Below are 13,868 nucleotides of genomic sequence, written 5' to 3' on the forward strand. Positions count from 1 at the left end.
GCTACCGGGTGGTGGCGCGGAGTGCGGCGTGGGAGGCGGTGGTGCAGATGCCCAGGGCTGTGCTGCTGATGTCGGTGAGGGTGTCGCCGGGGGCGTGGTACTGGGGGTCGAAGGGCTGGCCGGCGACGCCGCCGAAGACGGCGGCCTCGTGGTCGTCCTTGAGGCGCGCGGGAGCACTGTTGACGGTGTCGATCCCGGCTACCGGGATGCCGGCGTCGAGGAAGGGGACTTGGTCGGACATGCCGTCGACCGGGCCCTCCAGCCAGGGCCGGCCGATGGCGGCGAGGTGGTCGGTGTAGTGGCGCTGCGGGCCGTCGCCGTAGACGCTGATGACGTAGTTGGGGGCAGCGACCATGTCGGTGTTGAAGTAGCCGCGGACGGGTTCGAGCGGTTCGGTGGCGACGAAGTGCCGAGAGCCGCGCATCCCGTCCTCCTCGCCGCCCCACCAGCAGAACTGGGCGGGGCGTCCGGCGCGGGCGATCGGGGAGAGGGCGAGGTCGAGCAGGAGCGCGGAGCCGGAGGCGTTGTCGTCGATTCCGGGGCCCGCGGGGACGCTGTCGAGGTGGGCTCCGAAGAGATGGCGGGGGGCGGTGATGTCCGGTGGGACGGTCAGGACGTTGAAGGTGTCGACCTGGCGCTCTTGCAGTTCGAGATCGACGCGCACTGTCGCGCCCCCGGCGTCCATGTCCTGCCGCAGTGCGGTGGCGGCACTGGAGTGGACGACAGCAGCCGGGGGCAGGCCGGTGTCCCCGGGGGCTTCGAAGAACAGGCCGATGAGAAAGTCGAATTGGTCGAGGTAGAACAGCACCGCCGAGACGCCGGCGGCGCGGGCGTGGACCAAGGCCCGGCGGGCCATTGCGGTCTGGTCCTCCGCGATCCGCTGATGGCCCAACGGTCCGCCTCCTGTGTGGCAGCCCGTGCGGCGTTCCTGCCGGGCGCCGCGCAGCGTGTTCGGGCGCAGTTGCAGCAGCGCCACCTTCGCTCGGGCGTCGATCCCCTCCCAGCTGTCTGCGGCGTCGCCGAACGGGTCGCGCGGGACGACGAGTTCACCGATGTGTCCACCGTCGGGCGACGCCGCCAAGCCATGCCCCGGGAAGTGCGTCACCTCGCGCCGCTGCGGGCGGATCTGCTCCACGGTGTCGCGTACGAAGTCCGTACGGGGGTAGCCGAAGGGCTGACGCCGGGTGCGCAGGCCGGCCGCGTGCAGCCGGCGCTCCACATAGCGGGCGGAGTGCTCGAAGCCGGGCCGGCCGCCCGGTCGCCGCCGTGCCGGGCGGCGACGGCGTCCAGTACGCGCAGGTGCTGCCGCACCCGCTCGCCCGCGCCCTCCTCAGGCGGGCAGGAGGGTGGGGGCACCGTACGCCTGCCCGCCGAGGGCTGTCGGGGCCACGAAGCCGGTAGCTATCGCGCCGAGCACCCCTCTCCGGGACATCCCCTGGGGCTGCTGATGCGAGTGCGGCGATGTCATCGGGTGTTCCTTCCGGTCGCTGATGGATCAGTGTGGGATCGGGCGGGGCGGGGGACGCAGGGCGGGCCCGGGGAACGGGAGTTCCCGGTGAGCCTGCTCGGGGCCGGGAAAGGAGAGAGCCGTGGCGTGTGCCGGGATCAGGCCCCGGACAGCGCCTCGGTCGGGGGCAGTCGGGAGGCCCGTACGGCCGGGTAGAGGCCGGCCAGGGCGCCGATCGCGAGGGTGGCGAGCAGGCCGCCGACCATCGCCCAGGCTGGGACGACGGCCGGCCAGCCCTGGGAGAGGGCGTAGACGGCGGTGACGGCCGCCCCGATGACGACTCCGGCGATCCCGCCGATGCCCGCCAGCAGTTGGGACTCCGCGAGGAACTGCGTGCGGATGTTGCCGCGCCGTGCGCCGAGGGCGCGGCGCAGGCCGATCTCGGCGCGGCGTTCCAGGACGGAGATGACCATGGTGTTGGCCACGCCGACCCCGCCGACGAGGAGGGCGACCCCGCCGAGGCCGAGCATCAGGCCGGTGAAGGCCTCGTCGGTGGCGCCCTTGGCGGCGAGGGCGTCCGAGGGGCGGCTGACGAGCACTTCGGTGGGTGCCTCGGGGTTGACGGTGGCGGCGAGGACCTCGCGCACCGCTGTGACGGCGCTGTCGGTGGTGCGGACGTAGAGCGTGGTGGGGTGTCCGTCGAAGGCGAGGTGCCGCTTGGCGATGTCCCAGCCGACGAGTGCGCTGTCGTCAAGCTCGGGTGCCAGGGCCACCTCGTCGAGGATGCCGACGACGCTGAACCACTGGCCGCCGAGCCATACCTGGGAGTCGGGGCTGATGCTGCCGATGCCCAGCCGGTCGGCGGCGCTTGCGCCAAGCACAGCGGCCGGGTATCCGGAGGTGGCGCGGTTGAGCCACGTGCCGCGGGCGAGTGTGCCGCCGACGGTGTCCAGGAGGTCGAGGCGGGTGGCCCGAACGCTGATGCTGCCGTTTTCGGCGGCCGGGATGCGGTCGTTGCGGTAGACGTACGCCTTGACCTTGCCGGTGCCGGTCGCGGACTCGACCGGGGCGATGCGGCCGGCCATGTCGATGGAGCGTTCGGGGAGCTTGGCCTCGCCGCCGGTGAAGGTCCGGCCTGGGGCCGCGGTGAGGAGGTTGGTGCCGAGGCGGTCGAGGGTGCGCTGCAGTTCGGCGTGGCTGGAGGTGGAGATGCCCACGACGCCGATCATCGCCGCGATGCCGATGGCGATGCCGAGCGCGGACAGGAAGACCCGCAGCGGGCGGGCGCGCAGTCCAGAGGCTCCGACGCGGACGACGTCGCGCGTGTTCATGCGAGAGACCTTCAGCACGGCGACACCGCCTGGGCGCCGGCCGGGGCGCTTTGCTCGGAACCGGGCGCGGAGTCGTGCACGATGCGTCCGTCGCGCACGTGGACCTGGCGGGGCAGGGAGGCGGCGATCTCCCGGTCGTGGGTGATGATCACTACGGTGGTGCCCTCGGCGTTCAGGGCACGCAGCAGGTTCATCACGGTGGTTCCGGAACGGGAGTCCAGGGCCCCGGTCGGCTCGTCCGCGAGGAGCAGGCTCGGCCCGCCCACCAGGGCGCGGGCGATGGCGACACGCTGCTTCTCGCCGCCGGACAGCTCGTGGGGCCGGTGGTAGACGCGGTGGCCGAGGCCGACCCGTTCCAGGGCTGTCCGGGCGGCGACGCGGCGCTGGGCGAGCGGGATGCCCGCGTACAGCAGGCCTTCGGCGACGTTGTCGAGGGCGCGGACGCCCGCGGTGAGGTGGAAGTGCTGGAAGACGAAGCCGATGTGGAGCGCGCGCAGCGCGGACAGTTCCCGGTCGCCGAGGGTGGCGACGTCGTGGCCGTCGACGGTGACGGTGCCGTGGTCGGGCCGGTCGAGGCTGCCGATCATGTTGAGGAGGGTCGATTTGCCTGACCCGGAGGGGCCGACGATGGCGACCAGTTCGCCGCGGCGGATGTCGAGGCTGACGCCGTCGAGGGCGGTGACGCCCCCGGGGTAGGAGCGGGTGATGCGGTCAAGGCGCACGACGGTGGAGGTCATCGGGGCACCCCGACCTTGTCTCCCGCCTTCAGTCCGGCGCCGGTGATCTCGACCCTGCCGTTGGCGAACATTCCCGTCTTCACCGCGATGGTGGTGGTGACGGAGCCCTTGACGACTTGGACGCCGTAGCCGCCCTCCGACAGGGCGAGGAGTGCGGATATGGGCACGGTCAGCACGTCCTTCTTCCTCTCGGCGGTGATCTCCACGTCGACGGGCGCGCCGTCGTAGCTGCCGAGCTTGTCCTTGTCCTTGTCGTCGATCCGGACGGTGACCTTGATGACGGTCCTGCCGTCGTCCCCTCCCGGGCCGCCCCCGCCGGACTCGGTGCTCGCCACCTTGCCGACGGATGTGACGGTGCCGGCCGCGCGCGCCCCGTCGGGCAGGACGACGGCCACCCCGTCGCCGCGGCGCACGAGGTTCTGCTTCTTGGCATCGAGGTCGATGACGACCAGCCGGCCGGTGCTGGTGTACGTCAGGACGGGTGAGCCGGGCCGGAGGGGCTCGCCCGGCTTCACCTCGTGGCCGGTGACGCGTATCTTGTCGCCGGCGACGACCAGGTCTGCGGGTTCGACGGTGCCCGTCTGCGGCACGCCGAGTCTCTTCTGCCAGCGCTTGACAGCCGCTGCGGTCTTGTCGGAGTACTCCTCGTCGGCAGTGAAGCCGGTGTATCCGAGGGCGGCCAGGGCACGTTCCACCTCGGCAGCGTCGGGGCCTTTCGTGCCGGGGCGCAGTGCGCGGTAGAGCGGGGTGTCGCCGTAGATGAGGGGGACGGGCCGCCCGTCGACCTTGAAGGCGTTCTGGCCCTGCGCGACGGTGGCGCCGGGTTTCGGCATCCAGGTCACGGTGCCCGATGCGCCGCTCAGCAGGGGCTGTTTGTCGCCGTAGCCGAGGCTGCCGGTGACGGTGTCCTGGCGGGCGAGGTCGGAGCGGGTCACGGTGGCGGTCGCCGGTGGCAGGCCGCTGCCCTTGTCGGTTTTCCCGCCGTCGTCGCCGGCGCCGTACGCCACCACGCCGGCGGTACCCAGCACGACCGCGACCGCAACCGCGACGAGGGCGGCGGCGGTGCGGGGGCGGCGGTTGCGTGGCGGCCCCTGCGGCGTGTCGTCGGGAGACGTGTCCGGCGGGTTGTGTGCGGGTGTCGGCGCTGGGTCCGCCGGAGTGGTGAGGCGGTCGGTGCGGTCCGGCCGGTCGTCGGTGGTGCCGGGGGTGTGCGTCATGCCGTCGCCGCCCGTCACCGCTGGGAGGCGGGGTTGACGTCCTTGCACTTCTCCGCAGCGGCCCGGAGCTTGTCCATGTCCTTCATGGCGTTCTGGTCGACCGGCAGGCCACCTGTCTCCGGGTCGGGGTCCGGGGCGTCGTAGCCGTTGGCGCGCAGGCACTTGACGTACTCGCGTGCCTGGGCGAGCTGCTTCGCGTCGGGCTTGTCCTGCATGTCCTGCGCGGTGGGTGCGAACTCCTTGCACGCCGCGAGCGCGGCCTCCACTTCCTCGGGCGAGGCGGTCTGCTCGGGCGCATCCTCGCCGGCCTTTCCGCCGACCGGCGCCACACCTCGCTCGGCGAGGCAGGCGGTGTACTTCTTGTTCTTCTCGGCGGGGGTGAGTTGCTGTTCGCCCTTCTGCTTGTCACCGCCCGCGGAGGCGACGCTGTCGTCTCCGCCGTTGTCGCCCCCGCAGGCGGCGAGCACGAGGCTCATCAGCGGTACGGCGGCCAGCAGGCCCCAGCGAGTACGCGAAGTGGTACGCATGCGCTCAACAATCTCTTCCGCGACGGGCGTCTCCCGGCGTCGGGGACCAGTAGAGGTGGGGCCCGGTATCCCCGGCGTAACCGGATGCGTTTACGTTCCGGTTATCCGCGCCTCTGCCATCCTGTGCGGCATGAGAGTGCTGATCGCCGAGGACGAGCGCATGCTGGCCGACGCCCTCGCCGAGGGACTGCGCGAGGAGGCGTTCGCCGTCGACCTGGTGCACGACGGCGACTCCGCCCTGGAACGCCTCTCCGTGCACGACTACGACGTGCTCCTGCTGGACCGCGATCTGCCGGTGGTGCACGGCGACGAGGTGTGCCGGGCCGTCATGGAGTCCGGCGGCAGCACCCGGGTCCTGATGATCACCGCCGCCTCCGACGTGCCCTCCCGCATCGACGGTCTCGCCCTGGGCGCCGACGACTACCTCCCCAAGCCGTTCGCCTTCGAGGAACTCGTCGCCCGCGTGCACGCCTTGGCCCGCCGCGCCCGGCCTGCGGGCCCGCCCTCCTACGAGCGAGCCGGGCTGCGGATGGAGACCGCTCGCCGCGAGGTCTACCGCGACGGACGCCACGTGCCCCTGGCACGCAAGGAGTTCGCCGTCCTTCTGGAACTGCTCCGGGCGGACGGCGCGGTCGTCTCGGCCGAGGAGCTGCTGGAGCGGGCGTGGGACGAGCACATCGACCCCTTCACCAACGTCGTCCGCGTGACGGTGATGAAACTGCGCAAGAAGCTCGGGCAGCCGCAGGTCGTCCTGACCGTCCCGGGCGCGGGGTACCGGATCCCGTGAGGCTCCTCGCGCGGGCGGCGCGACTGCCGCAGCCGCCCATTCGCATCCGGCTGACGCTCCTGTACGGCACGTTGTTCATGGCCTGCGGAGGGATTCTGCTCGGCGTGACCTACCTGCTGCTCGAAGCGGGGCTGGCCGAACGGTTCCAGGCGGCGGGGGCCCTGTATGTCACCAAGGAGGGCGGGATCACCCCGGTGCCCGAAGCCTCACTTGACCCCCTAGAGCAGGACCTCCGCGCCAGCCAGGCGGCCGGCAGCACCGGACTGCGTGAGCTGGAGGAGGGCTACCGGGCCGTGGCCCTGCAGTCCCTGCTGCGCCAGGGCGCCCTCGCGCTGGGCGTACTCACGGTCGTGGCGACGTTCTTCGGCTATCTGATGGCCGGCCGGGTGCTGCGCCCCCTGGACCGGATCGCGCAGACCGCGCAGCGTATCGCCTCCCGCGGCGACCTCGCCGAGCGGCTGGCGTTCACCGGTCCCCGCGACGAGGTCACCCGGCTCGCCGACACCTTCGACACGATGATGGGGCGCCTGGAGAAGTCCTTCCAGGACCAGCAGCGCTTCATCGCCGACGCCTCCCACGAACTGCGCACGCCTCTCGCCATCAACCGCACCCTCATCGAGGTGGCCCTGCGCCGCAGGACGGCCACCGAGGACACCCGGCGCCTGGGTGTCTCCCTGCTCACCGTCAACGAACGCAACGAACGCCTGATCAACGGCCTCCTTGCCCTGTCCAAGGGGGAGGCGGGAGTCGCCGACTGCACGCCCGTCGACCTCGCCGCGCTCACTCGTCACACCGCCGAGTTGCACCGGCCGCAGGCGGACGCGGCAGGCATCGGTCTGCGGCTGGAGCTCCGACCGGCGACCGCCTCGGGCAACGCCGTGATGGTGGAGCGCATCATCCACAACCTGCTGGAGAATGCGGTCCGTTACAACGGGCCGCACGGCTGGGTCCGCCTCGCCACCGGCACCGCCCCGGACGGCGGCGCCGCTCTCACGGTCGAGAACACCGGCCCCGTGGTCGCGGACCAAGACATCGAGGCGCTCTTCCAGCCCTTCCGGCGTCTGGCAGCGGACCGCACCGACTCCGAGCGGGGCTCGGGCCTGGGACTGGCAATCGTCCGGGCCATCGCGCGCTCCCACGGCGGCGAGGTCACGGCGCTTCCACGCAAGCACGGCGGGCTCATCGTCACCGCCGCACTCCCCCGTTGGGTCCCGCCCCCGTACCGCGGCGGCCACCGCGGTACGGGGGCGGGCGACACAGACAGCGCCCGGTGAAACCGGGCGACGGGCTCGTGGGGGCCACGCACCCCTTACACCGCGGCGGTAGGCGTGGCCCATTACCTTCTTCGTAGAGCCCGGTTCGGGCTCGTGGCCTCCGGGGCCCGGTATGACTCCTTGCCCCTGTCTTTGATGATCCTGGGGGTGCTGTCGCCGGTCCCGGCGGCGCCGGATGGTCGCTGATGGAAGCGTGTCCGCCGACAGGCAGGGCTGCGCAATGTGGCTGCCGATCTCCGGTGCCCGGGCGGGCCACCGGCAGTGACTCCGGGAAGGGAAAGCCCGGTGACCAGCAACGACTTCACCACGATCGATGTGTTCTGCGCCCTGGACGTGGGCAAGTCCACCCACCATGGGACGGCCCTGCTGCGGGACGGCCGCACCGTCTTCGACAAGCCGCTGCCCAACGGCGAGCCCCAGCTGCGCGAGCTGTTCACCCGCCTGGGGCGCAAGGGAAAGGTCCTGGTCGTGGTCGACCAGCCGGCCTCCATCGGAACCCTGGCGGTGACCGTCGCCCTCGCGAGCGGATGCGACGTCGCCTACCTGCCCGGACTGTCCATGCGCAGGCTCGCCGACCTGCACCCCGGCACCGGCGAGACCGACACCCGCGACACCTACGTCATCGCCGACGCCGCCCGCACCCTGCCCCACCTGCCGCACTCCATCGAAGCCGACGAGAGCGTGCGGGCCGAACTGACCATGGTCCTGGGCCACGACGACGACCTCGCCCAGGACGCCACCCGCACCTCCAACCGGCTGCGCGGACTGCTCACCTCCATCCACCCCGCCCTCGAACGCGTCCTGGGCTAGGAGCTCCGTTGCCCGAGCATTGTGTCCTGCAACCGCCGCTGGCGACCATCACCCGTACGGTCATAGTGGCCGCGGGTCGGTTCGCGCCGGGCCATCTGGGAGAACTGACACCGATCATGCCGTTCGAGCTGGTCGATGCGGTCTTGTCGGAGACACGGACCGTGCAGCGCCGGCTGCGGGACCTTCCCTCGCGGGTCGGTGTCTACTTCCTGCTGGCGATGGTCTCTTCCCCGAGGTCGGCTACCGGCTCGTGTGGGCCAAAATGACGGCTGGCCTGCCGGGGATACCGGTTGTCCGCCCGAGCACGAAGGCGCTCCGTGACCTGCGCCGAAGGCTCGGCAGCACACTGGTGCGGGTGAACCCTCATGAGCTCGGCATGCGACGGCGGGAGACAACCCGGTGGGAGGGCCCCCGATGTGATCTGGCGTCTGAGCTCCCCGGCGATTCACTCGAACTCTCGCAGCCCACAGCCGTCGTCACACGTACTGCCGGCGCTTCCTTTCGGAACCTCGCTGCCGGGCATCGACATGGCAGAGTCCTGAAGGTTCGGGAAGCCGAACCGCCGACGGGTACACGGCGGCCTCGAACTCCACGTGATGGCGGCCAGTAGATACTCCCCGTAGGCGGCCACTTATCACCCCACCCGTGGCCGAGGGTTTCCCCGCGGACGGCCAGATATCTCCCCAGAACTGGACGGATGCCGGTCAGCGAGGCTGGCCGGTGTGAAGAACAGCAGGGAGATCATGGAGATCCTGGAGGTATACGACCTCACAGGCAGTTACCGAGCGGCGGCCGAGCTGGCCGGCTGCGACCACCACACGGTGGCCCGTTATGTCCAGGCTCGGGCGGGAGGGAAAGAGCCCGACCGAGCGGCAGCACCGGGCCCGCCCGATCGACGAGTACCTGCCGAAGATCGAGGAACTGGTGGTGAACTCCCGACCCGTCTACCACCGCCTCGAAGAACGCATCCGCGCCCACGTCGTCCTGTGCTGGCTCGCACTCCTCCTCATTCGGATCACCGAGACCACCACCGGCGACACCTGACCGCACATCCGACGACAGCTCGACCGGCTCCATCTGGGCACCTTCACCGGCCCGACCGGAACGTTCCAGCAGGTCACCGCCTTGACCAAGGCCCAGCGAGACCTGCTCGCGAAGCTGGAGATCCCCGCCCCCAAGCAGGTCGTCGCGCTTCAGCCCGCACCCCGCTGACCAGCACGAACGCCACCGCCTAGAGACACGCCCTCCATGCGCCACCACCCATGTCTGCGCAGGTCAGACCCAAATTCGGGCCTCCAGGCCGCTGAATTATGTCGAACCTGGGGTTCGCATAGCGCCGGTTCGCTCCGTGGCCGGGGCCGGGGATGGCCGGGCGGGGGTCGCCGGCAGGAAGGGGGCCAGAGCGCTTCGCCGAGTCCGCCGGGCAGTCGGCGGCGGCCGGGCTCAGGACCCGGTGAGGGAGATCGCCAGGTCCGTGATGTTCAGCGGGAACTGGCCGACGGAGGTGGCCTGGCCGGTGAGGACGTTGATGCTGTACAGCGAGGGGGTAGCGGCGCCGTACGGCGTGAGGGTGGCGAAGGCGGCGTTGTCGACCGTCTTCCCGCCGGACAGGGTGCTGTAGATGTCCATGCCGGCGTTGATCCCGGCGTCGATGCCGAGGCTGCCGGTGGGGGCGAGCGTGCCGTTGTTCGCCGGGGACTGGAGGACGACCTGGTCGCTGCTCGTGTTGATGTCGACCAGTGTGGTCCCGGTCGCCGCGTTGAGGTCGTTGTTGGTGTAGGCGGCGGCCGAGACGCCCTTGGTCGTGCCCTCGACGGGCGGGGTGGTGAGGTTCAGGTCCTGGATGGTGCTGTGGTCGTTGAGATTGTGCCGCAGGTTCTGGCCGTTGTCGCTGATCACGCGCAGGCGGTCCGCCGCCGGGTTGAAGTCGACGCCGAAGTTGGCGCCGTGCAACGCGTACTGGAGCTGGGACACCTTGGTGACCACGACGTCCGCGGTGGCCGGCGGGGTCTTGATCGTGTAAATGCCGCCCTTGTTACCGACGCCGTACATCAGACCGTTCTGCACCCGGAAGTCGATACCGATCAGGCTGGTGTCGCCGCTGAGGCCGGTGACGACCCGGACCCAGTCGAGCACCTGCGGTCGGTCGGTCGTGAACGTGGCCATCAGGGTGCCGTCGCCGCTGATCCCGAACGCGCGCAGGCCGGGCCCGGCGGTGGGGGCGGGGGTGGAGGCGGCCGAGGTGGCGCCCGCCGTGCCGAGGACAAGGGCCGTCGACGTGAGCACGACCGCGACCGACACCATGACGCGCTTTCCCGCGCCTGTTTTCATCGGAGTTTCCCTCCCGTTGAGGAGAGCGCCGTTCGAGGCGCCCGACTGATAGTCCCGTGTCCACTGCACGCGCTGATCACCGCAGCCATTGCGGGAGTCGCCCGGAACGGCTCGGGAAGTGGTCCTCCCGAGCCGTTCACGCGGTTCCCATTAAGGCTGCTACACGACTCCTCCACAAGCAGAACCATTGACGACAACGCCCGGACCCGGGAACTTTGCGCACTGTCACAAGAGCCCCGCCGAGCACTCGCCGCCGCTTTGCGCGAAGTGATGAACGCCGTCCGGATCCCACCTGTCGGGCCTTCGCCCCGCATGACATGCTGGCGCCCATGGGGAGCCTCTTCGCCCAACTGGCCCGGCGGACGCCGGCCAACGCCCGCCGTGAGGTTGAGACATACACACGGGAGATCCCGGAGCTCCGGTTCCTGGACAGGGACCCCCGGGCGCGGGAAAGGGCGCTGGAGCACGCGATGTGGCTCCGCCGCCGGACCGTCGAACTATCCCCATACAACGGGGAGTTGAACGAAGACGATCTCAGCCGCATCGCATCGATGGGAGAGCTGCGGGCAAGTGCCGGGATGTCGCTGGACGCGCGGCAGAGGGTGCTGCACGTGCACACCGCTCTCATGCTGCGTGACATCACCGAGGCCACCGAGGCCGAGCGCGGCGGAGATGTCGACGAGCTCATACGCATGATGGCCTGGTTCGCCCCGCAGAGCGAACGCGGTATCGACGCCTACCGCCAGGGATTCCTACGCGTACTGCGCCGCCGGCTTTCGTACACCGAACAGGTCGCCCTGCTGACCCGGTCGCTACTGAACTGGGACCCGATTTCGGCGGAACTCGCCGCAGCAGTCGGTATGGAACTGCCGGAACGCTGCGCCGTGACGGTGTTCCGCCTTCCGGAACGGCCCACCGCAGGTCATTTCCTGGAAAGCGAGATCGGGGTGCTGGTGAAGAGCCACCGAGTGCCCGTCATGTGGGGACCGGAAGGCGGCGACGGGAGCGGGGAGCTCATCGCCCTGTTTCCCCTGTTCTCCGGCGCCGCGGCGGCGGAGAACGCACCGCCGCATCCGGTCCCCGGCCTCCTGCCCGACGCCACCCCCGACCACCTGCCGGATCTCGCCCAGGACTTCGCCCGGGCCCTCGGCCGCCCCTGCGCCGTCGGCACGGCCACCGCACCACTGCCGGAGCTGTCCGGCGCTCTGGACCGCGCCCGGCGGATCAGCCGGGCAGCCCCGCTGCACCGGGCGCCCTCCCGGCCGCGGCCGCACACCCTGGCGGATGTGTTCGTCGAACTCGCCGTCGCCGAAGTGCCGTTCGTCGACGACTGGATCCGCACGGTGGCCCGCCGCCTGGAGACCGGTCCCGACCTCCTCGGCACCCTCGACGCGTACTACCGCCACGACATGCACCGCGGTGCCACGGCGAGCGCGCTCAACGTCCACACCCGCACCCTGGACTACCGCCTGCGCCGGGTCCGCGAACTCACGGGCATCGACCCCGGCTCGACGCGTGGCGTTCGCACGCTCAGCGCCGTCGTCACCCGGCGCGTGTCGGGAGCGTGGCGCTGATCTCGCCGGGCGCACCGGACCTGTGGCGGCCTGCCGCGGCGTCGTCGATACGGTGGCGCAGCCGCCGCATCCCGCGCAGCCAGCGGTCGGTGTCGGCCACGCGGTGGGCGTAGTGGTCGCGTACCTCGGCGTGGGGAAGGATCAGAAAGCGCCCGTCCGCGAGCCCCTTCATCACCTCGTCAGCCACGTCCTGCGGGTCGGGCACCGAGGCGCCGACCACCTCCTTCCCAGCGGCGTCCGACCGCTCGTACATCTCGGTGAGCACACCCAGCGGGCACACGACCTGGACCGTGACGCCCCTGTCACCGTAGTTGGCCGACAGCCACTCAGTAGGGTCGGGGACTGGCGCGGTGGCTGTCGCTCCGTTTCCAGTCCCCGCCGCTTCAAACCGTGCATGCGGTTCTCCCGCACACGGCTTTCCGACATCGTTCACCGACTGGCATGCGCTGTCGCCCTGCGTACGGTTCCGGTGAGGCGGTAGACCCCGAGCCGGGTGATCCACCCGTAGGTGAATCGGGTGGTCCAGTTCCGGCCTCGCAGTCCGTGTTTCCGGCTGGCGAGGATGGCCAGCCGTTCGTGAACGTAGCCGTCGACCGCGTTGAACTTCCGCCCGGAGTTCCCGTTGCGGAAGTACGCACCCCAGCCCCGCAGCACGGGGTTGAGATCGGCGACCACGGCGGCCACCGGCCGTTCGATCTTGGAGCGTCCGGTGGCCGCGCGGACTTTGTCCCGCAGCACCCGCATCGCTCTGACCGAGGGCCAGCGCTGCAAATAGAACTTGCCCCGCCATCTCCACGACTCCACTTTCCGGTGGTGGAAGCCGAGGAAGTCGAAGCCTCGCCCGCCCCTGCTGAGGCAGGTGATCCCGGACTTTTCGGGATGCAGCCGCATCCCGAGCCGGTCCAGCACCCTCGCTGCCAGCTCCCGTGCCTGTTCGGCCCGTTGGCTGGTCGGCGACAAGACCACGAAGTCATCGCAGTACCTCACCAGCACTCCCAGCCGGCGGCCCTCGTCCTGCCACGCCTCATCGAGGACATGCAGGGCGATGTTCGCCAGCAGAGGTGATACCGGTGAGCCCTGTGGGGTTCCCGCCCCGGTCGGAGAGGTCACCCCGCCCTCCAGCACTCCCATCCGAAGCCAGGCCCGGATCAGCTTCAGCATCGGCCGGTCCACCACACGCCGGGCCACCTGGGCCATCAGCGCTTCGTGGTCGATCGTGCCGAAACAGTCACGGATATCGGCCTCGAAGACCCACTCCCGGCCCTGGTTCACAGACAGGCGCACGCCTTCGCACGCGTCGATCGCGGACCGTTTGGGCCTAAATCCGTAGCTCGCCTCGGTGAACCCGGCCTCGAAGACCGGTTCGAGAACCAGCTTCGCGGCCGTCATCACCACCCGGTCCGCCACGGTGGGAATCGACAGCGGCCGGAACTCCCCCGGCCGCCCCGGCTTGGGAATCTTTACCCGCCGAAGCACCGACGGACGATACGTATACGTCCGCAGTTGCTCCGCCAGGTCCTGGAGGAACGCGTCCACCCCCGAGGCCGCCACCGCGTCGACACTCACGCCGTCGACGCCGGGGGCTCCCCGGTTCTCACACACACCGGCCCACGCCCGCCGAAGAACGTCCATACGGTGGACATGGCCATACAGGGCATGGAACCGGCGTTCGGGTTCTTGCTTGGCACATCGGTAGAGCGTCCGCCGCAAGGCTCGGACCTTGTCCAAAGGACGGCCACCCGGTCCCGCGGTGCCTTCCTCCCGGCGGATGGATCTAGCCGATACGGCACTCATCCGGGTCCCTCCCTGTTCACGATCCGCATCGATGAAGCA

General features: G+C 70.6%; 12 protein-coding genes and 2 pseudogenes. 6 read left to right on the forward strand and 8 right to left on the reverse strand.

The window, feature by feature from the left end; genetic code table 11:
* Nucleotide 1: 1 nt before the first annotated feature.
* The 5 genes from FEF34_RS00765 to FEF34_RS00785 all read right to left on the reverse strand — a co-directional run bounded on the left by FEF34_RS00765 (nt 2) and on the right by FEF34_RS00785 (nt 5,259).
* A complete protein-coding gene (locus tag FEF34_RS00765; protein WP_138051412.1) occupies nt 2-1,219 on the reverse strand; it encodes a M28 family peptidase in 1,218 nt (405 codons plus the stop codon).
* A 386-nt stretch (nt 1,220-1,605) separates the two neighbouring features.
* Nucleotides 1,606-2,778, reverse strand: a complete 1,173-nt coding sequence (locus FEF34_RS00770; protein WP_138051413.1) for an ABC transporter permease — start codon at nt 2,776-2,778, stop codon at nt 1,606-1,608.
* Between the two features lie 11 nt (nt 2,779-2,789).
* Nucleotides 2,790-3,515, reverse strand: coding sequence for an ABC transporter ATP-binding protein (locus FEF34_RS00775; RefSeq protein ID WP_138051414.1), 726 nt, complete (start codon nt 3,513-3,515; stop codon nt 2,790-2,792).
* On the reverse strand, nt 3,512-4,732 hold the full coding sequence (locus FEF34_RS00780) for an efflux RND transporter periplasmic adaptor subunit (protein WP_138051415.1): 1,221 nt from the start codon (nt 4,730-4,732) through the stop codon (nt 3,512-3,514). The genes FEF34_RS00775 and FEF34_RS00780 overlap by 4 nt, the downstream gene beginning before the upstream one ends.
* A 14-nt stretch (nt 4,733-4,746) precedes the next feature.
* Entirely contained in the window at nt 4,747-5,259 is a 513-nt protein-coding gene (locus FEF34_RS00785; RefSeq protein ID WP_138051416.1) for a hypothetical protein, read from the reverse strand.
* Between the two features lie 130 nt (nt 5,260-5,389).
* Between FEF34_RS00785 and FEF34_RS00790 the strand changes: the two genes are divergently transcribed.
* The 5 genes and pseudogenes from FEF34_RS00790 to FEF34_RS44070 all read left to right on the forward strand — a co-directional run bounded on the left by FEF34_RS00790 (nt 5,390) and on the right by FEF34_RS44070 (nt 9,342).
* Nucleotides 5,390-6,046 (forward strand): response regulator transcription factor, encoded by a 657-nt coding sequence (locus FEF34_RS00790; protein WP_171052764.1) that lies wholly within the window; start codon nt 5,390-5,392, stop codon nt 6,044-6,046.
* Nucleotides 6,043-7,320, forward strand: coding sequence for a sensor histidine kinase (locus FEF34_RS00795; RefSeq protein ID WP_199800626.1), 1,278 nt, complete (start codon nt 6,043-6,045; stop codon nt 7,318-7,320). The genes FEF34_RS00790 and FEF34_RS00795 overlap by 4 nt, the downstream gene beginning before the upstream one ends.
* A 309-nt stretch (nt 7,321-7,629) precedes the next feature.
* Nucleotides 7,630-8,127 (forward strand): annotated as a pseudogene (locus FEF34_RS00800) (IS110 family transposase); the annotation flags it as partial.
* Between the two features lie 119 nt (nt 8,128-8,246).
* Nucleotides 8,247-8,396: a transposase domain-containing protein gene (locus FEF34_RS44065; RefSeq protein WP_407698333.1), complete on the forward strand. Its 150-nt coding sequence runs from the start codon at nt 8,247-8,249 to the stop codon at nt 8,394-8,396.
* A gap of 456 nt (nt 8,397-8,852) precedes the next feature.
* Nucleotides 8,853-9,342, forward strand: a pseudogene (locus FEF34_RS44070) (hypothetical protein).
* A 231-nt stretch (nt 9,343-9,573) separates the two neighbouring features.
* Here FEF34_RS44070 and FEF34_RS00820 read toward each other — a convergent pair.
* On the reverse strand, nt 9,574-10,434 hold the full coding sequence (locus FEF34_RS00820; RefSeq protein WP_138057195.1) for a DUF4394 domain-containing protein: 861 nt from the start codon (nt 10,432-10,434) through the stop codon (nt 9,574-9,576).
* A gap of 356 nt (nt 10,435-10,790) precedes the next feature.
* Between FEF34_RS00820 and FEF34_RS00825 the strand changes: the two genes are divergently transcribed.
* Nucleotides 10,791-12,035, forward strand: coding sequence for a PucR family transcriptional regulator (locus tag FEF34_RS00825; protein ID WP_171052767.1), 1,245 nt, complete (start codon nt 10,791-10,793; stop codon nt 12,033-12,035).
* On the opposite strand, the gene FEF34_RS00830 is transcribed toward FEF34_RS00825, so the two are convergent.
* Both FEF34_RS00830 and ltrA read right to left on the reverse strand, forming a co-directional pair.
* Nucleotides 12,004-12,315: a hypothetical protein gene (locus FEF34_RS00830; RefSeq protein ID WP_234042189.1), complete on the reverse strand. Its 312-nt coding sequence runs from the start codon at nt 12,313-12,315 to the stop codon at nt 12,004-12,006. The genes FEF34_RS00825 and FEF34_RS00830 overlap by 32 nt on opposite strands.
* A 149-nt stretch (nt 12,316-12,464) precedes the next feature.
* Nucleotides 12,465-13,829: a group II intron reverse transcriptase/maturase gene (ltrA, locus tag FEF34_RS00835; RefSeq protein ID WP_138051421.1), complete on the reverse strand. Its 1,365-nt coding sequence runs from the start codon at nt 13,827-13,829 to the stop codon at nt 12,465-12,467.
* Between the last annotated feature and the right edge of the window lie 39 nt (nt 13,830-13,868).

The organism is Streptomyces marianii (assembly GCF_005795905.1).
Lineage (GTDB): Bacteria > Actinomycetota > Actinomycetes > Streptomycetales > Streptomycetaceae > Streptomyces > Streptomyces marianii.

What these genes read in the sequence shown, in the direction of transcription:
- FEF34_RS00770 (WP_138051413.1), bottom strand. Translation starts at nt 2,778, where the DNA reads ATGAACACGCGCGACGTCGTCCGCGTCGGAGCCTCTGGACTGCGCGCC.
- FEF34_RS00775 (WP_138051414.1), bottom strand. Translation starts at nt 3,515, where the DNA reads ATGACCTCCACCGTCGTGCGCCTTGACCGCATCACCCGCTCCTACCCC.
- FEF34_RS00780 (WP_138051415.1), bottom strand. Translation starts at nt 4,732, where the DNA reads ATGACGCACACCCCCGGCACCACCGACGACCGGCCGGACCGCACCGAC.
- FEF34_RS00785 (WP_138051416.1), bottom strand. Translation starts at nt 5,259, where the DNA reads ATGCGTACCACTTCGCGTACTCGCTGGGGCCTGCTGGCCGCCGTACCG.
- FEF34_RS00790 (WP_171052764.1), top strand. Translation starts at nt 5,390, where the DNA reads ATGAGAGTGCTGATCGCCGAGGACGAGCGCATGCTGGCCGACGCCCTC.
- FEF34_RS44065 (WP_407698333.1), top strand. Translation starts at nt 8,247, where the DNA reads ATGCCGTTCGAGCTGGTCGATGCGGTCTTGTCGGAGACACGGACCGTG.
- FEF34_RS00820 (WP_138057195.1), bottom strand. Translation starts at nt 10,434, where the DNA reads ATGGTGTCGGTCGCGGTCGTGCTCACGTCGACGGCCCTTGTCCTCGGC.
- FEF34_RS00825 (WP_171052767.1), top strand. Translation starts at nt 10,791, where the DNA reads ATGGGGAGCCTCTTCGCCCAACTGGCCCGGCGGACGCCGGCCAACGCC.
- ltrA (WP_138051421.1), bottom strand. Translation starts at nt 13,829, where the DNA reads ATGAGTGCCGTATCGGCTAGATCCATCCGCCGGGAGGAAGGCACCGCG.